The organism is Duganella sp. CF458 (assembly GCF_900113115.1).
Lineage (GTDB): Bacteria > Pseudomonadota > Gammaproteobacteria > Burkholderiales > Burkholderiaceae_D > Rugamonas.
On record NZ_FOOF01000012.1, the window covers coordinates 61,600 to 83,727 of the forward strand.

19 protein-coding genes and 1 tRNA gene are annotated in these 22,128 nt (G+C 58.7%); 15 read left to right on the forward strand and 5 right to left on the reverse strand.

From position 1 onward, the window contains the following. Positions 1 to 6 precede the first annotated feature (6 nt). Together BM269_RS19010 and BM269_RS19015 are read left to right on the forward strand one after the other, a co-directional pair. Positions 7 to 5,556 carry an RHS repeat-associated core domain-containing protein gene (locus BM269_RS19010; protein ID WP_090440412.1) on the forward strand — a complete coding sequence of 1,850 codons (5,550 nt, stop codon included), beginning with the start codon at positions 7 to 9 and terminating at the stop codon, positions 5,554 to 5,556. A 32-nt stretch (positions 5,557 to 5,588) separates the two neighbouring features. Continuing rightward, a complete protein-coding gene (locus BM269_RS19015; protein WP_090440415.1) occupies positions 5,589 to 6,203 on the forward strand; it encodes a hypothetical protein in 615 nt (204 codons plus the stop codon). A gap of 237 nt (positions 6,204 to 6,440) precedes the next feature. Here the strand turns inward: BM269_RS19015 and BM269_RS19020 are convergent, their stop codons facing one another. The 3 genes from BM269_RS19020 to BM269_RS19030 are packed head-to-tail and all read right to left on the reverse strand — an operon-like array spanning position 6,441 to position 8,392. Further along, positions 6,441 to 7,178: a UDP-2,3-diacylglucosamine diphosphatase gene (locus BM269_RS19020; RefSeq protein WP_090440418.1), complete on the reverse strand. Its 738-nt coding sequence runs from the start codon at positions 7,176 to 7,178 to the stop codon at positions 6,441 to 6,443. 1 nt (position 7,179) lies between these two features. After that, positions 7,180 to 7,671: a peptidylprolyl isomerase gene (locus tag BM269_RS19025; protein WP_090440421.1), complete on the reverse strand. Its 492-nt coding sequence runs from the start codon at positions 7,669 to 7,671 to the stop codon at positions 7,180 to 7,182. Between the two features lie 31 nt (positions 7,672 to 7,702). Beyond that, positions 7,703 to 8,392 (reverse strand): peptidylprolyl isomerase, encoded by a 690-nt coding sequence (locus BM269_RS19030; RefSeq protein ID WP_090440424.1) that lies wholly within the window; start codon positions 8,390 to 8,392, stop codon positions 7,703 to 7,705. 184 nt (positions 8,393 to 8,576) lie between these two features. Here BM269_RS19030 and cysS point away from each other — a divergent pair, with 184 nt between their 5' ends. The 13 genes from cysS (at position 8,577) to BM269_RS19095 (ending at position 19,302) form a co-directional block, all read left to right on the forward strand. After that, positions 8,577 to 9,974: a cysteine--tRNA ligase gene (gene cysS / locus BM269_RS19035; protein ID WP_090440427.1), complete on the forward strand. Its 1,398-nt coding sequence runs from the start codon at positions 8,577 to 8,579 to the stop codon at positions 9,972 to 9,974. Continuing rightward, positions 9,974 to 10,621: a DNA-3-methyladenine glycosylase family protein gene (locus BM269_RS19040; protein ID WP_090440430.1), complete on the forward strand. Its 648-nt coding sequence runs from the start codon at positions 9,974 to 9,976 to the stop codon at positions 10,619 to 10,621. Before cysS ends, BM269_RS19040 begins: the two co-directional genes overlap by 1 nt. 65 nt (positions 10,622 to 10,686) lie before the next feature. Beyond that, complete coding sequence (locus BM269_RS19045; RefSeq protein ID WP_090440433.1) at positions 10,687 to 11,661, forward strand: acetyl-CoA carboxylase carboxyltransferase subunit alpha; 975 nt, start codon at positions 10,687 to 10,689, stop codon at positions 11,659 to 11,661. Between the two features lie 102 nt (positions 11,662 to 11,763). Beyond that, complete coding sequence (gene tilS / locus BM269_RS19050) at positions 11,764 to 13,101, forward strand: tRNA lysidine(34) synthetase TilS (RefSeq protein ID WP_090440436.1); 1,338 nt, start codon at positions 11,764 to 11,766, stop codon at positions 13,099 to 13,101. 136 nt (positions 13,102 to 13,237) lie between these two features. Then, a complete protein-coding gene (locus BM269_RS19055) occupies positions 13,238 to 14,485 on the forward strand; it encodes an aspartate kinase (RefSeq protein WP_090440439.1) in 1,248 nt (415 codons plus the stop codon). Between the two features lie 91 nt (positions 14,486 to 14,576). Continuing rightward, positions 14,577 to 14,669, forward strand: a tRNA-Ser gene (locus BM269_RS19060). Between the two features lie 66 nt (positions 14,670 to 14,735). Further along, on the forward strand, positions 14,736 to 15,254 hold the full coding sequence (locus BM269_RS19065) for a DUF2059 domain-containing protein (protein ID WP_090440442.1): 519 nt from the start codon (positions 14,736 to 14,738) through the stop codon (positions 15,252 to 15,254). A gap of 54 nt (positions 15,255 to 15,308) precedes the next feature. Beyond that, the gene (locus BM269_RS19070; protein WP_090440445.1) at positions 15,309 to 15,668 is read left to right on the forward strand and encodes a hypothetical protein; all 360 of its coding nucleotides are present in this window, start codon (positions 15,309 to 15,311) and stop codon (positions 15,666 to 15,668) included. A 45-nt stretch (positions 15,669 to 15,713) separates the two neighbouring features. Further along, positions 15,714 to 16,454 (forward strand): substrate-binding periplasmic protein, encoded by a 741-nt coding sequence (locus BM269_RS19075; protein ID WP_090440452.1) that lies wholly within the window; start codon positions 15,714 to 15,716, stop codon positions 16,452 to 16,454. A gap of 74 nt (positions 16,455 to 16,528) precedes the next feature. Continuing rightward, positions 16,529 to 17,020, forward strand: a complete 492-nt coding sequence (locus BM269_RS19080) for a hypothetical protein (protein WP_090440456.1) — start codon at positions 16,529 to 16,531, stop codon at positions 17,018 to 17,020. A 165-nt stretch (positions 17,021 to 17,185) separates the two neighbouring features. Next, on the forward strand, positions 17,186 to 18,265 hold the full coding sequence (locus tag BM269_RS19085) for an extracellular catalytic domain type 2 short-chain-length polyhydroxyalkanoate depolymerase (protein WP_090440459.1): 1,080 nt from the start codon (positions 17,186 to 17,188) through the stop codon (positions 18,263 to 18,265). An 18-nt stretch (positions 18,266 to 18,283) separates the two neighbouring features. Beyond that, on the forward strand, positions 18,284 to 18,757 hold the full coding sequence (locus tag BM269_RS19090; protein WP_090440462.1) for a hypothetical protein: 474 nt from the start codon (positions 18,284 to 18,286) through the stop codon (positions 18,755 to 18,757). Positions 18,758 to 18,807: 50 nt separating this feature from the next. After that, entirely contained in the window at positions 18,808 to 19,302 is a 495-nt protein-coding gene (locus BM269_RS19095; protein WP_090440465.1) for a hypothetical protein, read from the forward strand. Here BM269_RS19095 and BM269_RS19100 read toward each other — a convergent pair. Both BM269_RS19100 and BM269_RS19105 read right to left on the reverse strand, forming a co-directional pair. Then, on the reverse strand, positions 19,299 to 21,422 hold the full coding sequence (locus BM269_RS19100; RefSeq protein ID WP_229204703.1) for a TonB-dependent receptor: 2,124 nt from the start codon (positions 21,420 to 21,422) through the stop codon (positions 19,299 to 19,301). The genes BM269_RS19095 and BM269_RS19100 overlap by 4 nt on opposite strands. Positions 21,423 to 21,525: 103 nt before the next feature. Further along, positions 21,526 to 22,128, reverse strand: coding sequence for an RraA family protein (locus tag BM269_RS19105; protein WP_090440472.1), 603 nt, complete (start codon positions 22,126 to 22,128; stop codon positions 21,526 to 21,528).

Here is a 22,128-nt window from a genome sequence, read left to right on the forward strand (position 1 = left end):
ATAGCTATGACTCCACAAGAAGAAATCATCGTGGCAAATCAGGAATATATGCAGCCTGCAGCACCTATTCGCTCCGGCAAGCCGCGCATGCTGAAATGGATGATTGCGGGGCTGTTCCCGGCGTTGCTCGCAATTTCTGCCGTTGGACAGCTTCCGGCATTTGCGGCAGCGTCCGGAGCATCGAATGCCCACGCCTTTGCATATCCCGCCGCACCAGCCGCATCACGGGGACAATCGGCAACACTGCTGCCTGATGGGCGATGGCTGCTGCTAGGAAGTGAAAGCAAGAACGGTAAAACGGTTACTATTGCGACCTTTATTTCGTCCGATGGTAGGTCGCAGGTAGTGCGGGATCAACTTTTCACTGCGCGTACTGGACATTCGGCGACGCTGCTGCCCGACGGAGCCGTGCTGGTCATTGGTGGCTTGGATGGCTCTAGTCAAGTGATGTCGACCCTCCAGCGCTTTGATATTTCCAGCAGCAGTTTCAGCGCGCCGGAGGAGTCCGCGCTGCTTCCGCGAAGGGGCCATACGGCGACAGTGTTGATGGATGGGCGCCTGCTGATCGCAGGCGGTGCGGACGCACGCGGAAATGCGGTCTATGAGGCCGAGATCTACGATCCGGTGACGAAGTCGATCGAGCGCTTTAATCCGAAACTCGATGCGCCGCGCTTGAACCATATTGCGACGCTGCTCCCATCGGCCGATGTCTTGCTTTCGCAAGGACTCGACGGCGAGAATCAAGCTCGCGAAGACGGTGAGCTATACGAATTTGCGTCACAGCGATTTAGTGCAATGTCGAAGACTGCAACGACGGAGGCGATTCGGGCAGCCAAGGCGCCAGAGGTTGCCGCGATCATGGCAACGAGACCAGAAGCCAACGATCCATCTGCACCGGTCGATCAACCCGTCGTCATTCGTTTCAACCAGCCGATGGCGGTGTCATCGCTGAATGCATCGACTGTCACGTTGATCGGGCCGCATGGCGCCGTGCCGGTGAAAATTGTGCCGGTAGAGCAGGGCATGCTCGCATTTGTGAAACCTTCAATTGACCTGCTGCCGGACAGCAGATACAACCTATTCCTTGATGGCGTCAAGTCCTGGACCGGCAAGGCCTTGGCCTTCCATTCGTTTGGCTTTACGACTGCCCGCCTGATTGGCAACACCAATAGTGGTGAACCCTCTACGCCATCCAACGGCAACTCGGAAAATCATGCCGCGCCGGACTCAATTGTCCCAAGTGCATCGAGCACTTCGCTGGAAGCGATGCATGCAGTTGGTGCCACGCCGTCGCTGGAGCGCCAGGCCTTGACGGCAGCTGCCAAGAATGGCGACAGCGAATTCTGGCTTCCGGACGGACGTCATTTCAAGGGTGACTGGAAGTCCAAGCGCGGAGCGAGCCCATTGCAGAAGCTGCCGCCGTTGAAGGCCCCTCCCGGCGTTACCGCTCTTGCAGGACAAATTCTTACGGCCCATGGCCGCGCCCTACGTAATGCAAAGGTGCAGATCGGTAATCAGATCGCATTGACGGATGAAACAGGCCGCTTCCTTCTGACGAACCTCACCCCTGGCACACAGCCGATGGTTATCGATGGTGGGGGAGAGGGCAAGGGGCAGTACGGCTATTACCAAGTGCGCGTTGACGTCAAGGCGCAGCAGACCAATATATTGGACTACACGATCTGGAGCACCCGCCTCGATCCAGCCGGTAATGTGGCATTGACTTCGCCTACCGCAGGCGAAGTCGTATTGACATCGCGACGTATTCCGGGACTGGAACTGCGCATCCCAGCAGGCACAATCATCCGCGACCACAACGGCAAGATCGTCACTGAACTGAATATGACGGCGATTCCTATCGACCGTCCACCGTTCCCGCTGCCAAACGTTGGTGTGCCTGTCTACTTCACGATTCAGCCTGGCGGCGCGACTCTGACCAGCGCAAGCGGCCTTGCGCTGCAGGGCGCGCGCTTGATTTATCCGAATTTCAACGGGCTGGCGCCAGGCAGCCGCGTGGACTTCTGGAACTACGACGCCCGAGGCAAAGGCTGGTATGTGTACGGACAGGGTACCATCAGCAAAGATGGCAAACAGGCCGTTCCTGATGCAGGCGTAAAGATCTATGAGTTCACTGGCGCGATGATTTCGCTGCCAGGCAATGCACCGACCGATGGGCCGGCGCCAGGTAGTTGCGATGGCAATGGTTCGGTAGGTCCTAGCGCTACATGTCCGGATAATCAGCCGCCGCCCCCGAAAGGCTGCGCCGGCGATCCGGTCGACTGCGGGACCGGTTTATTCCTGAATTCGGGTACTGACCTCGTAATTAACGACATCATGCCGATTCAGATTTCGCGTACCTATCGCCCGCGCGATGCTGCCTCACGGGCCTTTGGTATTGGTACTAACCTCGCGTATGACATCTTCTTGGTCGGAGATACCAATCCATGGACCTACCAGGAGCTGATCTTGCCGGACGGCGGAAGGGTTCGCTACAACCGTATTTCGTCTGGTACTGGCTTTGGTGATGCAGTCTATGAACATAAGTCTTCCGCCACTAGCTACTATGGTTCGACTCTGAAGCGTGGTAGCACCAACGAGTGTTACTGGGATCTCTCCATGATGAATGGAAGCCATATTTGCTTCCCCGAGTCGATGAATTCAGGGTCTGCCCGCCATGCCGCGGCACTTTCGATGACTGACCGGTACGGCAATGCGTTGACGTTCACTCGGACGAACGACAATCTTACTCGTATCACTTCGCCATCCGGTCGGACAGTCGACCTGCAATATGATTCGGCCAACCGCATTACGCAGGCTACTGACAATATTGGGCGTACCGTAAAGTACGAGTACGACACGCAAGGCCGCTTGGTCAAGGTAATCGATCCGCTCAATAACTTTGAAGCCTTCACTTACGATTCCATGCACCGCATGCTGACCGTGCAGGATAAGCGCGGCAATATGATGGTGACGAATGAGTACGATGGCAATGGCCGTGTAGCTAAGCAGACCTACGCCGATGGAACCACGAATCTGTTTGCCTACACTGTGGACGCGAGCAACCGTGTTAAGCAAACCGACATCACGAATGAGAGAGGTGTGGTGAAGCGCATGGTGTTCGGCTCCGCGGGCTATATCACGTCTATTACCCAGGCGCTGGGTTTGTCGGAACAGCAGGTAACCACGTACGAGTACGCGCCCACGAGCAATCTGTTGCTGTCGGTAACCGACCCACTTGGCCGGAAGACTGCGTATGAGTACGATGTGAAGGGCAACATGTCTCGCAAAACGCTGCTCGCAGGCACTGCGAGTGCGGTCTCGACGGAAACCACTTACACGGCCGACTTTGGGAATGTCGATACCTTTAAGGATCTAACTGGCAGGGTAATTAGGCGCAACTACGATGGTGCAGGTAATCTCGTGCAGGTCTCAGATGATAATGGTGTGCTTTTCAAAGGAAACTATAACGGCTCGGGTCAACTGGTTGCATCCGAAGACGCTCTCGGCAATCTCACGACCTATCAATATGACGGCTTTGACCTCGTTCAAGTAACCGACCCGCTCGGTCGTGTAACGGGAAGGGTATCTGATGCGGTTGGGCGGGTGACGGCTACCATTTCTCCTGCAGGTACCCATACTTCAGCCGAACTGGATGCGCTAAATCGTGTGAGTGCTGTAACGGATGGCATCGGCAATACCACCTTCATGGAATACGACGGAAACAGCAACCCAACGCTAGTTCGCAATGCGAAGGGAGGCGAGCATAGTTTCGGATTCGACAAGCGCAACGCGACCACACAGCAGATAAATCCGGTTAGTCAGGTCGATTCGATCGCATATGATCCAGCGCATAACGTTAAGGAAACAATTGATCGGAAGGGTCAACAGACTCAGTTCCAGTATGATGCGCTTAGCCGTCTCACACTTGTCACCTATGCAGACCAGAGCACAGTTGCATACACGTATGATCAAGGAAACCGGGTCACGCAAATTTCCGATTCCGCCAACGGACAGATTACACGAACCTATGATGGGTTTAATAACATCACGAGGGAGGCCACCCCAGACGGTAGTGTGAACTATACATACTATCCCGACGGTCGCCGCCAAACAATGTCGGTATTAGGGCAGCCGACGCTGACTTATACCTATACCGCACGAAACTATGTGGAAGGAATTTCTCAGGCGTCGGATGCAATCAATGGCAACCATGTTCGTAAGGTGGGCTTTGAATATGATGGCGCTGGGCGGCGTACTAAGACAACCTTCTTCAGCGGCATGGCTCGTGAGAATGATTTTAGTAAGGTTGGCCAATTGTCTTCTGTCACCTATCTGGGCGCGGATGGAGGTTCCATCGGTGATTTGACCTACAAGTACGACTTAGATGGCAGGATCGTCGAAAAGGGTGGAAGCTTGGTTCAATCAATGCAGTCCGCCGAGTTGGTAGATGTATCGTACGATGCAGCAGCGAAAATGTCTGCTGCTAGCGGTGTAATGCTAAGCTATGATGAAAACGGAAATCTGACTTCGGATGCTTCGGTTTCTTATGTCTGGAATTCGAGGAATCAGCTAGTTGAAATGCGCACTTTAGACGGCGCATTGATCGCTCAATTCAGCTACGACGGACTGGGGCGGCGTCGCCAAAAGTCTATCAACGGCGAAACGACCAAATACGTATATGATCAACTAGATATTGTGCAAGAGCGGGGGCTTGATTCGCAAGTCAAAGCCGTGTACGTCGTGGGTGCCTTGGACGAGCGGCTGCAAAGAATTGTGCCAAACGGCTCTTCATTCCGAATGGATACATATCTTGTAGATCATATTGGTTCAGTTTTGGAATTGAGGGACATGGCCGGGAATACGGTCGTGAACTATTCTTACGACGCATTTGGGAACAGCGAAGCAAGTACTTTAGACGGGAACCCCTTCCAGTTTACTGGTAGGGAGAACGACCGAACTGGACTGTACTACTATCGAGCGCGTTACTATTCGCCAGCTAAACATCGTTTTTTGCAAAGCGATCCGATTGGACTTGCTGGAGGGATCAACACTTATGCTTACGTTGGGGGGAATCCGCTAAGTTACTCAGATCCGCTTGGGTTGTCGGAAATGCCAGTGCCAGGCCCTGAGGTTCCGGGAGGGCCTTGGACACCAGCTGGGGCTGGACAGAAGCCTGGTACTTACTATGGGCCAAAGCAGTCTGGCGGGCGAAACGTTTGCCGATATGTGCCTACCGAGGGCAACGGTGGGCCAAAAGGCACCAGTGAACCTTATTGGAAGACTAAAACTCCTAAAGGCGAGTGGAGTCGGTATGGTATGGGTGGCCAGCCGCTGACTCCAGACCAGGCGCACCCTGGGCCTACGAATCAACCCAATTCCAGTACGCCAGAAGGTAAACCTAGCTCAAATGCTAGCCCTAGTCCGAACCGTACACCGCCTCCTGTAGTGCCACCTCCACCGAATCCAGCTTGGGCGCTTCTTTTACTTTTCGTGCCTGGGAATATTTTCCAGGATCCGTTCCCGGATGGGAATGAAATTCCACAAAATTTTGAATGAGATGGCGGTAAGATTCTCGAAAGGATCTTGAGATGAAGTTCGTAACGATTGAAACCGTAAATAGTTGTCTGTCGCAGATTGACATGCGGATTGGGGAGTGGAATCAAATAACCGATAATCAACTGAATGGTAATAACACGGGCGGATGGTTAAATTATGCAGCGCCCAAGGATTCACATATGCTGTTCAAATTTTCCGAGCATGTGGCGGGGTGGCTCCCGAAAGGAAAATGGAAAATTCTGCAGATTGATAATTCGACTTACTTAGATGCGGTCCAGGAAAATTTCTTAGGGCAATTTCTTCGGGTCGAAGGCGCTGAGCGGCTTAGCGAGACCCGATCTCTACTATTTGAATTTGGAGCGAGTAAAAGGCAGGACCAAAAGCTTGAACTACTTATCGCTCAGCTTATTTTCATCTTCTTGCTTTTTGAGTGTCATGTGCATGTGGTCTCTTCCGGCAGTGTTGCCGGGCAGTTGCTGTCAATCCAAGATGGATTTGTTTATTTCCAATCCCGGGAGATGAACGTGCAAGGCGCGGAGTTACTTTTGGATAGCTTTAGGCGGAATCCAGACTTGTCTCCAGAGTGGGTTGGTGAAATTGTCGCTGAGGATCAGGAAAGGCGCTTGGACGGTATCATCGAAAGGTAGTGGTACCGCACAATGGTTCGAACGAGGCTTGTCTCTGGCAAACCGCAGCCCCAGCTCGGCGTCGTACTAAACTAGGAAGCAGGTCACCTCAGTAATCGTCGTACAGAGTTTAAAGTACGACGTGCTAGTGATTGAAGAGCCCAGCATTTCAGAAGGCCAAGGTCACTTGGATTTGCGTTGTGCATTCCGCAGACAGGAAGCCAAAAATTATGCGGCTTGAAGTTTAGGCCGTCGGCATTAGAGGACGTTGCCGTCCAGCGCGTGGCGTACGATGGCGCCGTCAAGGCCGATAGAGATCCAGCCGCCGCGTGGGGGCGTGGATTCCGGCTCCCAGTCCGGCAGCACGTAGCGGCGCGTGCCGGCAACTTCGTGCAGGGCGGGGCGGTGGGTGTGGCCGTGGATCATGATCGTGGTGCCGGTTTGGGCAAACACCTCGGCGATCGCTTCGGGCGTCACATCCATGATGTCGTAGGACTTCTCGGCGTGGCCTTGCTTGCTCTGCTCGCGCAGGCCGGCAATGATCTGCTTGCGCTGGGCCAGCGGCATAGCGAGGAATTGCTGCTGCCATTCAGGCTGGCGCACTTGCGCGCGGAAGGCCATGTACTTCACGTCTTGCGTGCACTGGGCGTCGCCGTGTACCAGCACGATGCGCTGGCCGTAGGCGTCGATCACCCAGGTTTCGGGCAGCAGGGTCAGTCCCGCTGCGGCGGCGAAGGCTTCGCCGACCAGGAAGTCGCGGTTGCCCGCGATCCAGAATAGCTGTACGCCCGCGTCGCTCAGGCGGCGCAGGGCGGACACAATCTGCTGGTGGAAGGGTTCCGGCAGGTCATCATCGCCTGCCCAATATTCAAAGATATCGCCCAGCAGGTAGAGCTGCTTTGCGCCCAGCGCATGCTCGTCGAGGAAGCGCAGGAACGCTTCCGTCAGCACCGGCCGCGCCGGTTGCAAATGCAGGTCTGATACGAAGAGAATCAAATTACGCCGCTTCGATCTTTTCGATGATGATGTCTTCCGCTGGCACGTCGGAGAACATGCCGGAACGGGTGGTTTTCACGGCCTTGATCGCGTCGACAACTTCGGTGCCTTGGGTGACTTTGCCGAACACTGCGTAGCCCCAGCCGTCCTGGCCTGGGTAGTCCAGGAAGGAGTTGTTCTTCACGTTGATGAAGAACTGTGCGGATGCGGAGTGCGGTGCCGAGGTGCGTGCCATGGCCAGGGTGTATGGCTCGTTTTTCAGGCCGTTCTTGGCTTCGTTTTCCACGGTCTGGTCGGCTGGCTTTTGCTTCATGCCTGGCTCGAAACCGCCGCCCTGGATCATGAAACCGTCGATCACGCGGTGGAAGATGGTGTTGTTGTAGTGGCCGGCGTTCATGTAGTTGAGGAAGTTCTCAACGGTCTTCGGTGCCTTTTCCGCGTCCAGCTCGGCAACGATGGTGCCTTTGTTGGTGGTGATGGTGATGGTGGTCATCTTGTTGTCCTTTTGTGTTTCTAAAAAAGCGTTATTTTACAGGCTCCTGTTGCGGAACAGGAGTGGGCTCCTGTACCGGGGCAGGTTCTTGGGCTGGTGCAGGTTCGACAACCGGCGGTGGTGGCGGTGGTGCCGGTGGTTCAGGCGGTACGATGCGCTTCTTGAGGACGGTGGCCGATTTGATCACCACCGGGTGCACCGGAATGTTCTGGAAGCCTGGCTTGTCGTCCACCAGCAGTACCTTGATCTTGTCGACGGTCTCTTTGCCCTGGATGACTTTGCCGAAGACCGCATAGCCGTGGCCTTTCATGTTCGGGTAGTCCAGGCCGATATTGTCCACCACGTTGATGAACCATTGCGAATTGGCCGAATTCGGCGAATCGTGGCGCGCCATCGAGATGGTGTAGGCCAGGTTGGACAGGCCGTTCTTTTCTTCGCTCTTGATGTCGGGGCGCAGTGGCTGCTTGGACTTCAGGTCGGCCGTATAGCCGCCGCCCTGCACCATGAAGCCATTGATCACGCGGTGGAAAATGGTGTCCTTATAGAAGCCGCTCTTCACATAGGCGAGGAAGTTGGCGCTCGAAATCGGGGCCTTTTCCTGGTCCAGTTCTACAATGATTTCGCCAAGATTGGTCTTGATCGACACTTGCGGGTTGTCGGCAGCTGCCGCGGCGCTGCCAATCAGCAGGCCGGCCAGCAGGGCAATCCATTTCTTCTGCATTCTTGTTTCCTTTATAAGAATTGCGACTCGCGTGCGCGAATTTTTCAGTGCTATACTTCGCCAGACGTTCCATTCTAACAAAGTAGAACTATAACAAAGGGACCAAACATCCCCCTGGTACACACCGAGCACCGGTGCGACGCCCCAGGCGCTTCGCACCAGTGACCCGTTTACTTCTAGTCCGATGAGCAATTTAAAGATTTTCAACACGCTTGCACGCGAAAAGCAGTCGTTCAAACCCATTGAGGCGGGCAAAGTCCGGATGTATGTCTGTGGCATGACCGTTTACGACTACTGCCACGTGGGCCACGGCCGCATGTTGATGGCGTTCGACGTCATCTACCGTTGGCTGAAGGCGTCGGGCTACGATGTGCGCTATGCGCGCAATATCACGGACATCGATGACAAGATCATCAAGCGCGCGGTCGAGAACAATGAAACGATCGGCCAACTGACTGGCCGCTTCATTAAGTTCATGGACGAGGATTGCGAGGCGCTCGGCATCCTGAATCCGACCGACGTGCCGAAAGCCACCGAATACGTGCCGCAGATGCTGGGCATTATCGAGAAGCTGGAAGCCAAGGACCTGGCTTACAAGGCTGCGGACGGCGATGTTAACTATGCGGTGCGCCAGTTCGAAGGCTACGGCAAGCTGTCGGGCAAGTCGCTGGACGACCTGCGCGCAGGCGAGCGCGTGGACGTCAACATCGGCAAGCGCGATCCATTGGACTTCGTGTTGTGGAAGGCCGCCAAGGAATCCGAGCCGGAAGAGGTGAAGTGGGATTCCAAGTGGGGCAAGGGGCGTCCGGGCTGGCACATCGAGTGCTCGGCGATGTCGTGCTCCCTGCTGGGCGAGACTTTCGACATCCACGGCGGCGGCGCTGACTTGCAATTCCCGCACCATGAAAACGAAATCGCGCAGTCGGAAGGCGCTTCCGGCAAGACGCTGGCCAACTACTGGGTCCACAACGGCTTCGTGCGCGTGGATGGCGAGAAGATGTCCAAATCGCTGGGTAATTTCTTCACCATCCGCGAAGTATTGAAGCAGTTCGACGCGGAAGTGGTGCGCTTCTTCATCCTGCGCGCCCACTACCGCAGCCCGCTGAACTACTCAGACGTGCACCTGGACGACGCGCGCGGCGCGTTGACCCGCCTGTACACCGCGCTGGATGGCGTGGAAGGCGACGGCCAGCCGCTCGACTGGAGCGAAGACAACGCCAAGCGCTTCGCCGAGGCGATGGACGACGACTTCAACACCCCGATCGCGGTGTCGGTGCTGTTCGACCTGGCGTCGGAGGTCAATAAGACCAAGTCGCCGGCCGCCGTGCGTCAGCTGAAAGGCCTGGCCGCCGTCCTGGGCCTGCTGGAGCGCAGCCCTGAGGAATACCGCAAGGCCGCCCCGAAAGGCGCGGAAGGCGAGGGCATGGACGAAGCGGCAATCGAAGCCGCCATCGCCAGCCGTGCCGCTGCCAAGAAGTCGCGCGACTTCGCTACCGCCGACAAGGTGCGTGCCGATCTGCTGGCAGCCGGCATCGTCCTCGAAGACAAGCCTGACGGCACCACGAACTGGCGCCGCGCGTAATGGTTCTATCCAGGGAAAACGGGGATCAGGCCCCGGTGCCGCCGTATTGGGAGGAAGCCAAGGCAGAGCTCATGAAGCGTGACCGCATCATGAACCGCCTGATCCCCCAGTTCGGCGATCTGCACCTGGTCGGCCATGACGACCCGTTTATTACCCTGGCGCGCGCCATCGTCAACCAGCAGGTCACGACCCAGGTCGCCAATGCGGCGTGGGCCAAACTGCTGGAAACCTGTCCTAAATTCACCCCGGCAGCCGTGCAAAAAACCGGCGCCGCTGCGCTGGCGGGCTGCGGCCTTTCAAAGCGCAAGGCCGAATACATCCTGGATCTGGCCGACCATTTCAAGAATAAGAAGGTGCATGCCGCCCAATGGGCGCAGATGGATGACGAAGCGGTTATCGCTGAACTGGTGCAAATTCGCGGCATTACGCGCTGGACAGCGGAGATGTTTTTGATATTTAATTTGCTCCGACCCAACGTGCTGCCGCTTGACGACAGCCGGCTGATTAGTGGAATCAGCCAGAATTATTTTTCCGGGGAGCCCGTGTCGCGCAGCGATGCGCGCGAGGTTTCGGCCAACTGGGAGCCCTTCCGCACGGTCGCCACGTGGTATTTATGGCGTAGCCTTGATCCGGTTCCGGTAAAATAGCGCAAATTCTCACTGGCAACCGTTATTACAATGTTGTCAGGGAGGCAAAAAACCTTGGAGGTACAATGATTAAAACGACTTTCCTCAACTTTGAGCAACCGATCGCGGAACTGGATTCCAAGATTGAAGAGCTGCGTTTCGTACAAGACGATTCGGCCGTCGACATTTCCGAAGAAATCGACCGCCTGGCCAAGAAGAGCCAACAGCTGACCAAAGACATTTACGCCAAGCTGACTCCTTGGCAGGTTTCCCAGATTGCTCGTCACCCGCAGCGTCCATACACCATGGACTACGTGAACGAGATCTTCACCGACTTCCACGAACTGCACGGCGACCGCACCTATGCGGACGACCAGTCCATCGTTGGCGGTTTCGCCCGTTTCAACGGCCAGCCATGCATGGTGATCGGCCACCAGAAGGGCCGCGATACCAAAGAACGCGCCATGCGCAACTTCGGCATGCCGAAGCCTGAAGGCTACCGTAAGGCCATGCGCCTGATGAAGCTGGCCGAGAAGTTCAACCTGCCTATCTTCACCTTTGTTGACACCCCTGGTGCATTCCCTGGCATCGACGCGGAAGAGCGCGGCCAGTCGGAAGCGATCGGCCACAACCTGTTCGTGATGGCCGAACTGAAAGTGCCGCTGATCGCCACCATCATCGGTGAAGGCGGTTCCGGCGGTGCGCTGGCGATTGCGGTGGGCGACACCGTGCTGATGCTGCAGTACGCGACCTACTCGGTGATTTCGCCTGAGGGTTGCGCTTCGATTCTGTGGAAGACTTCCGAGCGTGCATCCGATGCAGCTGAAGCGCTGGGCCTGACCGCGCATCGCCTGAAAGCGATTGGCCTGGTCGACAAGATCATTACCGAGCCGCTGGGCGGCGCACACCGCGATCCGAAGGAAATGGCCAAGATGCTGAAACGCGCGCTGGCGGATTCGCTGCGCCAGTTCCAGGGCGTAAAGACCAAGGACCTGCTGGCAGCCCGTCACGAAAAGCTGATGAGCTACGGTAAGTTCAAAGAAACCACTGCTTCCGAATAAAACCAGCAAATCTGGGTCTGACCCAAGGGTCAGACCCGCCCTGTGGCGGCCGCGTACAGGGTCTGACCCTTGGGTCAGACCCTGGTTTGCCGGTTTAGAAATATGCGCCCCCAACAAATCCTCCAGCAATCCCTCGCCGGCCTCCCGCAAGGCCCGATCGCCATCGCCTACAGCGGAGGCCTGGACAGCAGCGCCTTGCTCCACCTCGCGGCAGCGAGCGGACGCAAAACCTACGCCTTCCACATCCATCACGGCCTGAGCCCCAACGCCGACGCCTGGGAAGCCCACGCGCGCGCTGAGTGCGATCGCCTCAACATCACCTTCGCCAGCCGCCGCGTCACCCTCGACGACCGCAGCGAAGCCTCAGCCCGCAAAGCCCGCTACGCAGCGTTGGGCGCGCTCTGCAAGGAGCACGAGGTCCGCCTGCTGCTCACAGCCCACCACCTGGACGACCAGGCCGAAACCATCCTGCTGCAGCTGCTGCGCGGTTCCGGCGTTGCCGGCCTGTCCGGCATGGACGCCTCCAACCGCGCCGCCGGCCTGCTCGGCACCAGCGAAGTCCTGCTGGCGCGCCCGCTGCTGCAGGTAAGCCGCGCGCAACTGGAAGACTATGTGCGCGAGCACGCCATCAGCCATATCGAAGACGAATCGAACGCGGACCTGCGCTACGCCCGCAATGCGCTGCGCCACGAGATCATGCCCAAGCTGGCGCAGGCCTATCCCGGCTACCAGGAACGCTTCGCCCGCAGTGCGCGCCACGCCCAGGCGGCCCAGCGCCTGCTGACCGAGCAGGCGGTCGAGGATCTGCAGGAATGCCTGGCGGGCGGCGAGGCCACCGAGGCTGCCGCCGGCCTGGACATGGCACGCGTGCGCGTGCTCAGCCCCGACCGTGTCGCCAACCTGCTGCGGCACTGGTTCGCCGAGCGTGGCATCCGCCTGCCGTCCACCAACTGGCTGGCCGAAATGCAGGAGCAGGCATTGACTGCGCGCGACGACGCCAACCTCAAGGTCACCCATCCCGATTGCGAAGTGCGCCGCCACCGCGACCGCCTTTACCTCGTGCCGCGCAAGCCGGAAGTAGAGGAGGGCCAGCGCCACTTCCGCTGGAATGGCGAATCGAGCATCGACTTCCCCGAGTACGGCGGCACTTTGCATGTCGAACTGGCCCCGCTGGGACTGGACCCCGATTGGCTGCGCCAGCAGATGCTGACAATTGAGGTGCGCCGCGGCGGTGAAAAGCTCAAGCCCGCCCGCAACCGCCCGACGCGCACCCTCAAGCAGCACTACCAGACCCTCGGCATTCCCGCCTGGGAGCGCGAGCGGCTGCCGATGGTATCGATCCCCGGCGATATCCTGTATGCCGCCGGTATCGGCATGGATTGCCGCAAACTGAGCTCCGGCCCGGAGCATCGTTTGGTGTTTCGCTGGGAAACCAAATAATTATCGCTGACACCTGTCTAGACATATGAACTTATGCCAAATAGGTATGAGTGTATGTACTTTTTGACTTGAGATTTTGCAACGCAACATGTAGAGTAAAGGGCTCCCTTTATCACATCAATGCGGAAAAATCAGCATGGCTTTAATCGTTCACAAGTACGGCGGCACGTCGATGGGCTCGACGGAACGCATCAAGAACGTCGCGCGTCGCGTCGCCAAATGGCACGACGCGGGACACCAGGTGGTCGTGGTACCGTCGGCGATGTCCGGCGAAACCAACCGTCTGATTGCCCTGGCCAAGGAAATCCAGAACCCGCCCGACCCACGTGAACTGGACATGATCGCCTCCACCGGCGAGCAGGTGTCCGTGGGCCTGCTGTCGATGGCGCTGCAAGCGATCGGCAAGGACGCCATTTCCTACACCGGCTGGCAAGTAGCGATTAAGACCGACTCCGCCTTCACCAAAGCCCGCATCCAGTCGATCGAAGACGGCCGCGTGCGCGAAGACCTGGAGAAGGGCCGCATTGTGATCATCACTGGCTTCCAGGGCGTGGACGAGAACGACAACATCGCCACCCTGGGCCGCGGCGGTTCCGATACCTCGGCCGTGGCAATTGCCGCCGCGCTGAAGGCGGACGAATGCCTGATTTACACCGACGTCGACGGCGTCTACACCACCGACCCACGCGTGGTTTCCGAAGCGCGCCGCCTGAAAGCGATCACGTTTGAAGAGATGCTGGAACTGGCTTCGCTGGGCTCCAAAGTCCTGCAAACCCGCTCGGTGGAATTTGCCGGCAACTACCGCGTACCGACCCGCGTGCTGTCCTCGCTGACCGATCCGCTGATGGATCTGGCGGAAGAAGCCAGCTCGGGCACCCTGATTTCGTTTGAGGAAGACCAAAACATGGAACAAGCAGTTATCTCCGGCATCGCCTTCAATCGCGACGAAGCCAAAATCACCGTGCTGGGCGTGCCAGACCGTCCAGGCATCGCTTACCACATCCTGGGCCCGGTGGCCGAAGCCAATGTCGAAGTCGACATGATCATCCAGAACCAGGCAGTGGACGGCAAGACCGACTTCACCTTCACCGTGTCGCGCAACGACTACCAGAAGGCGATGGATGTGCTGCACAACGAAAAGGGCGAGATCGGCCACCACACCCTGGTGGGTGACGCAAAAGTGTCCAAGATCTCCGTGGTGGGCGTGGGCATGCGTTCGCACGTTGGCGTGGCGTCGCAGATGTTCAAGACCCTGGCGGAAGAGGGCATCAACATCATGATGATCTCCACCTCCGAGATCAAGATTTCCGTCCTGATCGACGAGAAATATATGGAGCTGGCCGTGCGTGCACTGCACAAAGCCTTCGAGTTGGAAAAAGAGTAAATATTTCCAAAAAAACTGCGGTATTTACCTTGACCAAAGCGGTCCCGGTCTTTAATATTGCGGTCGCGTTGACGCAGTAACATATCAACGAGGAGGCGTGGCCGAGTGGCCGAAGGCACTTCCCTGCTAAGGAAGCATACGGGCAAAACCTGTATCGTGGGTTCGAATCCCACCGCCTCCGCCAGATTCAAGCGAAAAGCCCCGAGGAGACTCGGGGCTTTTTGTTTTCATACTCAGCAAAGGAATTGATATGAAGTTGATCTCTGCAATATTGTTTGCCGTCTCGTTTGCCGCTTCGTTTGCTTTTAATGCCCAGGCAGCCAACCCGAATCCGGATGCCAGGCAGGTAAAAGCCACGCACGACCTGCTGGTGGCGATGCAAGCTGAAAAGATGATGCGCATGACCGCTGGCATGAGCCGCTATCCGTCTGAAGCCGAGCGCAAGAAGGTGATGGACAAGGTGACTGCGACGCCGTCGGAAACCATCTACGCCGGGCTGGCAACGCCTGTGGCCCGCCTCTTGAGCCCGGAGACGGTGACGGAGATGACGCGCTTCTACCAGTCCAGCTACGGACAGAAGGTGTTGAACAACATCTACAACAGCGGCGCCCAGCTCTACCCAAGCGTTCCGAAGGCAACGCCCGCCGAGCAGGCCGAGTTGAAGAAGCCTGCCTACATCAAGGCCGATGTCGAATTCAAGGCCAACGAGCGGGCAATCCACCACGAAGTCTTCGTGCTGCTGAAGCAAATCATCAACCCGAAGAAGTAAAGTATGCTTCCTGCGCTTCACCGCGTCCCTTTTCCAAACATTCGTGAGAATTAAATGGCAGTTTCCAAAACACGTCTCGACGCGTCCCGTTTTTTCCTGCGCCTTGCCATTGGCGGCATGGCCATCCTCATGGGCTTCCAGGCTATCCGGCATTCCGCCTTCCCATCGACATTCAATGGCGCCGGCCATTGGGCATTGCACCTGACCGAAATGCTGTGCGGCGCGCTGATCATGATCGGCCTGCTGATGCCTTATGCCAGTGCGGTACTGACCCTGGTTGTCGGCTTGCCAATCGTGCTTGGCTGGATTCACGGTGCGCCCGTGCTGGGCAACCTGCATGCCCTGTTCCTGTTGCTGGTGGTGACTGCAACCGCGCTGGGCGGGGCGGGGCAGTGGGCGCTCGGCAAAGACTAGGCCGGGAATCCGGGGGCCTGCTGTTTTCTGCGCTATGCTGGCGCGATGAACTGGAAGGCACTCCTGTTTTGCATATTGGCCGCACCGTGGGCGCGGGCGGAGACCATTACGCTCAGTAATGGCGAGTGGCTGCCTTACCTGTCCGAATCGTTGCCGCACTACGGCGCCGTGTCGCGCATCGTGACGGAAGCCTTTGCACTGGAAGGCATCACGGTCAAATACGTGTTCCGCCCCTGGCCGCGTGCCTATGCCGAGGCGCAGCGGGGCCTGGTCAACGGCTCGCTGGTCTGGAGTGTGGGACCGCCTTCGACCGAGCGCGCGCGGGAGTTCCTGGCCAGCGATACCGTGCTTGAAGCCCAATCCGTGTTTTTCCACCGCAAAGGCTACAACTTCACCTGGACCAGGGATGCCGACCTGGCCGGCTTGCGCATCGGCGGCGTGGCCGGCTACGAATACCGCTTCGAGGAAGTCCCGGGCGTGCGCCTCGATCGCGCACCGAACGAAGAACTCAACCTGCGCAAGCTGGTGGCGGGGCGCGTCGACGTGGTCCCGGCCAGCCTCGACGTGGGCCGTTATATCCTGCGCACCAAATTCAAACCGGAGGAAGCCGCCGGCATCACAGTCGCTGCGGGGCGCTACAACACCACCCAATACCGCCTGATCATGCGGCGCGCCGACGCCGCGAATGCCGGCTACCTCGAACGTTTCAACCGCGGCTTGCGCAAGCTGAAGGAAAGCGGCAAGTATGAGCAATACATGGCGGACCTGGCCGCAGGGCGCTATTGACCTGAAGCTACTTGCTGGAAACAAAGAACTGTATATAATCACAGTATTTTGAATAAGCTAACACGGGAGCCGCGATGTTCGATGAATTGATGGAAGAGGAAGTGCTGGTGCAGGAAGACCGCGTCTGGCAGGACAATGGCTGGACCGCGCGCGTCATCAAGAACGAAGACGATGACGGCTGGGCCGTTGCAATGATCAAGGATGGCGAAGCGGAACCCGCGTTGGTCGGTCCCTGGACCATGGGCCGCGACAAGAAGAATCCCAAACCGCTGGACGTGAATGCCTTTAATACCCTGGTCAAGACTGCCAGCGAAGTGATTCGCCGCCATGAGCAGCAACTGCACGCGCAACTGCACCGCAGCGTGCGCGTGCATACGGAGGGCGCGGCCTACATCACCGTCAACCTCGACATCACCCCGGACGAAGACGATCCCTACGCGACCCTGACAGCCTTCGATCCATTCGGCGAAGAACAGGCGCAAGTGCGCGTGGCGCCGAACTTCAAGCTGAGCGTCGCCAGCGCGACTGCGTGGATGGAAGCGGGCTACCGCAAGCCTTCCGCGTGAAAAAAGATCATGTGCGCCGAAAGCCAATCGTGACAAAGCGCGCACTTTGCCGCCCCTTCCACGGCTAAGCTGGAGGGGTTTGCGCGAACTCAATTGCAGACGATCTTCGTGACGATATAGTCGCCTGACGCCGTCGTGGCGTTCCCCTTCATTAGGAGGCTCAGAATGATCGCAAGCTCCAGCAGCAAGGTCGTCCAACTCGGTTCTTACAAGGCATCCAGGCGAAACAATTCGATCTCCGGCTTGTCGTCGGGGGCGTTCATGACTGTGCAGCTTCACTTGGCCCATTCGGCAAGCTTCGCGGGCGCGGGCATCATTGCCGGCGGGCCGTTCCGGTGCGCTGAAGTTTTCCGGCCGGACGAGATGATGACGGCGGAGGATGCTTGCATCGATAACTCCCTGTACATCTGCATGAATCCCCTGATCCCGCAGGTGGCGCCGGACGCGCACACGCTGGCCGGCATGGCCCAGGACACTGCCAGGGCAGGGCGGATCGACGCGGTGAGCAACCTGGCTGATGACCGGCTCTACATCTTCACCGGCAGCGCGGACGACGTTGTCGATTCCGACGTGGTGGCGCGCACCCGCAAGTTCTATGAGCTGTTGGGTGTGCCGCCGGCGAACATCCGCTATGTCGACGGCGTGCATGCGGGGCATAGCATCATCACCGACAACCCTGAAGATTCCGCGCTGTCGACCAACCAGCCGCCTTACATCAACAACGGCGGCTTCATGCAGTCGCACGATATCCTGCGCCACATCTACAGCGGCTTGCAGCCCGCGGCGGAAAGCCTGGCCGGGCAGTTGCTGCGCTTCGACCAGACCGAATTCTTTGCCGACGCGAAGGACCGGGCCAGCATGAGCCAGTTCGGCTACATCTACATCCCTTCCAGCGTCGCGGCAGGGCGGGTCAAGGAGCCGCGCGTGCACATCGCGCTGCACGGCTGCAAGCAAGGCTACAACTACACCGACTACGTCAACGGCCGGGCCGACATCGCCAACCAGCCGCCGTACGGCAATCGCTATTTCACCAGCACAGGCTACAACCACATCGCCGAGAGCAACGACATCATCGTGCTCTATCCCCAGGCCGAGGGAACGGACAACGACACCGTCCAGAACCCGGACGGGTGCTGGGACTGGTGGGGCTATACCAGCCTGAATCCGCAAGCCCCCGACTATTACTCGCGTGAAGCGGTGCAGATCAAGGCGATCCACGCCATGCTCGACCGGCTGTGCGCTTGACTGCGAATGGAGGACGATATGAGCAAACTTCCCGTTTCGGTTGGCTTGAAAGCGATCGACAAGCCTGGCGCTCCCGCTGTGCGTGAATCCAATGGACCGGCGCCGCTGGCTGTCTCGATGAAGGCCCATACGCTGGTGCAGCGGCAGGCGGCACGCATGGTGCACAACAGTGTATTGTCGGCCGGGCTGGCAAGCCGGCTTGGCGACCCGCAGGTCTGGAGCGAATGGCTGCAGTTGCAGGCTGCCGTCATGCAGCGCCTGCACCAGCAGAACCTCGATTGGCGCCAGGGCTGCGCCATCCTGGCCGAGGACTATGCCTTGATCCGCCATGCCAACACCATGTCCAAGATGGCGGAAAAGCAGGGTAATTTCTTTTCGCAATGGATGCTGTTGTTGACCGACCAGGCTACCAGCCTGCTTGAGCTGATGGAAAACATCCACGTCGATTACGGCTACTGGGCGAGCCAGAAGGTGGCAATCGAAGCGGAGTAGGCATTATCGACATGCTAAGATCCGGCGATTTTTGATCTCCGGAGAGTTGGATGCGTTACCTGTTCCTTGCCTTGATGGCAGCCTCGGTCCCCGCACTCGCGGCAGAGCCTTTACCTTTCTGGTTCGAAGGCGATGTTTCGCGAGTCGCGGGCTACCAGTCCGTCGAAGATCATCCTTGCGGCGTGATTGCCATCATGAAGGTGGACAAGCTTCCACCGTTCGGCAAGGGTCGGCTCACTTCCGAAAAGGCCGCTGAACTGGACGCCTCGGGCAAGGCGATCCGGCGCTGGCCGATACCGGTCGACGCCACGCCGGTCGCTGTGCGCGACACCCAGTTGCTGTTCGAATACGGCGGGAAGCGTTTCTGGGTTGAGCCGGACGGAAAAATCCAGCGCGCAGGCAAGCTTTCGCTGCCTGCGGTGAAGGAAACCCAGTGCAAGAGCGCCATCGAGTTCAAAGACGCCGATTACGTTCATTGCGAAGCGTTTCCCGATCTGGGAACGCGCGCGCCTCGAACCATCGCTTATGAAGGCGCTTGCGCTTAGAAGCCCAGCGAATAGCCTAGCGTTACGCTGCGTCCACGGCCCGCGAAGTAGCGGGCCGGTTCCACCAGGGCGCTTTGCGAGTAGTAGGTGATGTAGTCCTTGTCGAACAGGTTGGCAATGCCGACGCGCAGTGCACCTTTGCCCAGCTTGTAGCTGAGGGAGGCGTCGGCCAGCGTATAGCCGCTGAACTCCTTGGCCGGATCGTCAAAGGTCTGGTTGAAGGCATGCTGCACCTGGACGTAAGAGGCCAGCTTGTCGCTCCAGTTGGCGCTCCAGCTTGCGATCAGGCGGTTGGGGGCCACATTCAGGCCGTCGAGTTTAGCATCCAGGCTGCCGTCGCTGTTGCTGTCGTAGCGGCCCTTGGTGTAGGCGTAGGCCAGGCTGGCGCGGTGCGCCTTGCTGAAGCGGTAGCTGGCGCTGGCATCGTAGCCTTCCAGGCGGGTCTTCTCGCGCGCCATGTTGAACACACCGTTGACCGAGATCACGCGCGCACCGAAATCCGAGTCGGAGCGGTAATAAGCGGCGTCCAGTTCCCAGTCGCCCTTGCGCACACGGGTGCCGAGCTCGATGCCTTCGGTCAGGATCGGCTCCAGGTTGCGCATCTTGCTGATGCTCTGTCCCGGCGTATTGATGGAGCGCAGGGTGCGGCCGATGTCCGGCAGGCCGAAACCTTCGGAATAGCTGGCGTACACGGTGACATCCTGGACTGGCGTCAGTACCAGGCCGGCATTGGCCAGCGTTTCGTTGAATTTGATCTTGCCGCCTTCGACGAAGGTATTCCTGTACGCGGCCAGGGTGCGGTAGCTGTCCACTTTCAGGTCGGCGTTCTCGCGGCGCACACCGGCGTGCAGGGTCAGGCTGTCGAAGATCTTGAATTCGCCCTGGGTGAACAGCGAGAGGTTGGTGTATTTCGACTCGGGCACGAAGGTGCGTCCGGTCAGGTACATGTCCTGCTTGCCTTTATCGGACAGCGTGTCGACGCCCACAGTCAATTTCAGGCGGCCATCGAGCAGGCCGGCCTTGCTCAGACCGACTTTGCTGCCGAACTTGGATGCCACCGCGCGCGACTGGTCGTACAGGGTGCCGGCCGGCGCGATCTTCACGTCCTGGAAGGTGGCCGATTTGTCGGCGCCGAACAAGCCCACGAATTCCTGGTTGAAGACCATGGCGGACAATTCCATCCCGGCCAGGTCGTAATGGTTGTAGCTGGCGCTGCTGGTCCACACGTCATTCCAGGCCGGCACTCCAGGCGGCGTGCCTTCGACCGAAGTGGAAGGGATGCCGCGCGTGCGGTCGCCTGCCACGCCCAGGTAGTTGGCCTTGGACTTGATGCGGTAGCGGTTGACGGAGAACTGCAGCTTTTGCTGGTCGTCCGGGCGGTAGCCGATCTTGGCCAGCACGTCGTAGCCGCGCGAGTCCATCAGGTCGCCCTGGGTGACGTCGACGCCGATGCTGCGGCCTTTGCCGTCCAGGTAGAGGCCCTGGTCTTCATAGGAGACCGCGAACAGGTAATCCAGCTTGTCGAGGCGGCCGTCGATGCGGTAGCTGGTCTTGTAGCTTAGGGTGTCGCCTTCGACGTGGCTGGTCGGCGCAGTGACCTGTACGTCCACGGTCTGGTTCATCGCGCCTTTTTCCGGGCGGCGCGTGATGATGTTGATGGTGCCGCCGGTGGCGCCCAGGCCATTGATGGCGTTCGGACCCTGCACGATCTCGATGCGCTCCACCATGGAGTAGTCGATGGTGTGGGCTTCGCGGCCGGTCGGACGCACCGGATTCGATTGCGGCACGCCGTCGATCAGGATCAGCGGCGTGCGGCCGCGCAGCGTTTCACCGGAACCGTTCATTTTGCCGCGGCTGGGCGTATAGGACGGCAGGATGCTGCTCAATACATCGGAGGAGTTGCCAGAAATGGCCAGTTGCCGTTCGATTTCCTTGCGGTCGATGACGACCACGGTCTGCGGCGCCTTGTCCGCCTCGATATTGGAGCGCGAAGCGAGGATCACGACAGGTTCGAGGACAAGTCCCACTTCCTGCTGGGCGTGCGACTGTGCCGAGACGCCAAGCAAAATGGCCGCCACCAGCGGGCGGTACTTAAACGGCAAAAGCTGATTCGACTGCACGGAAAGCTCCTCAGATGACAAGGGCTGGCTTGGCATGCAGCGCGTGCACGGGTGGCTGGCTAATTGGAAATGGTTCTCATTATCATCTGCAAGTCAGTCGAAGTCAACGCAATTGCAGGCGCCTGGCGGCTTCCTCCCGTTGTTTGGCGTGCGCCCGGTGACCGATTTCCAGCGCCGCCGCCGGATCAAGGACGAACAGGCCATCGTCGTCGCCCACCACCAGGTCGCCGGGACGCACCTGGACGCCGGCGATGGTGACCGGGACGTTGACTTGGCCCCCGGTATCCAGGGCGCGCGTCGTCAGCGCGCTGACAGCGCGTGAAAATACCGGAAAGCCCAGCTCCGACAAGGCCCGCACGTCGGTCACGCAACCCGATATCACCGCGCCGGCCAGTTGCTTCTTGATGGCCGCCAGCGTGCGCAGTTCGCCCCAGCAGGCGCGATGCTCATCGCCCGCAGCCATCTCGATCACCAGCACGTCGCCTGGCTGGCTTGCAATCAGGGCAGGGCGGATGGCGCTGCCGTCGACGGCGGGCAGCTTGACCGTGACGGCATTGCCGATCAGCCGGATCGGGCGGGCCAGCGGCAGCAAACCGTGCACATAGCCTTCCTCGCACAGGTGGCCGATGGTGGAGGCCTCGATCCCAGCATAGAGTTCGCGCAACTCCGGCGACACGCCCTGGATCCTCGGCTGGACGTGGTGCAT

Coding starts and splice junctions, on each gene's coding strand:
- BM269_RS19010 (WP_090440412.1), top strand. CDS start 7: ATGACTCCACAAGAAGAAATCATCGTGGCAAATCAGGAATATATGCAG.
- BM269_RS19015 (WP_090440415.1), top strand. CDS start 5,589: ATGAAGTTCGTAACGATTGAAACCGTAAATAGTTGTCTGTCGCAGATT.
- BM269_RS19025 (WP_090440421.1), bottom strand. CDS start 7,671: ATGACCACCATCACCATCACCACCAACAAAGGCACCATCGTTGCCGAG.
- BM269_RS19030 (WP_090440424.1), bottom strand. CDS start 8,392: ATGCAGAAGAAATGGATTGCCCTGCTGGCCGGCCTGCTGATTGGCAGC.
- cysS (WP_090440427.1), top strand. CDS start 8,577: ATGAGCAATTTAAAGATTTTCAACACGCTTGCACGCGAAAAGCAGTCG.
- BM269_RS19040 (WP_090440430.1), top strand. CDS start 9,974: ATGGTTCTATCCAGGGAAAACGGGGATCAGGCCCCGGTGCCGCCGTAT.
- BM269_RS19045 (WP_090440433.1), top strand. CDS start 10,687: ATGATTAAAACGACTTTCCTCAACTTTGAGCAACCGATCGCGGAACTG.
- tilS (WP_090440436.1), top strand. CDS start 11,764: ATGCGCCCCCAACAAATCCTCCAGCAATCCCTCGCCGGCCTCCCGCAA.
- BM269_RS19055 (WP_090440439.1), top strand. CDS start 13,238: ATGGCTTTAATCGTTCACAAGTACGGCGGCACGTCGATGGGCTCGACG.
- BM269_RS19065 (WP_090440442.1), top strand. CDS start 14,736: ATGAAGTTGATCTCTGCAATATTGTTTGCCGTCTCGTTTGCCGCTTCG.
- BM269_RS19070 (WP_090440445.1), top strand. CDS start 15,309: ATGGCAGTTTCCAAAACACGTCTCGACGCGTCCCGTTTTTTCCTGCGC.
- BM269_RS19075 (WP_090440452.1), top strand. CDS start 15,714: ATGAACTGGAAGGCACTCCTGTTTTGCATATTGGCCGCACCGTGGGCG.
- BM269_RS19080 (WP_090440456.1), top strand. CDS start 16,529: ATGTTCGATGAATTGATGGAAGAGGAAGTGCTGGTGCAGGAAGACCGC.
- BM269_RS19085 (WP_090440459.1), top strand. CDS start 17,186: ATGATCGCAAGCTCCAGCAGCAAGGTCGTCCAACTCGGTTCTTACAAG.
- BM269_RS19090 (WP_090440462.1), top strand. CDS start 18,284: ATGAGCAAACTTCCCGTTTCGGTTGGCTTGAAAGCGATCGACAAGCCT.
- BM269_RS19095 (WP_090440465.1), top strand. CDS start 18,808: ATGCGTTACCTGTTCCTTGCCTTGATGGCAGCCTCGGTCCCCGCACTC.
- BM269_RS19105 (WP_090440472.1), bottom strand. CDS start 22,128: ATGCACCACGTCCAGCCGAGGATCCAGGGCGTGTCGCCGGAGTTGCGC.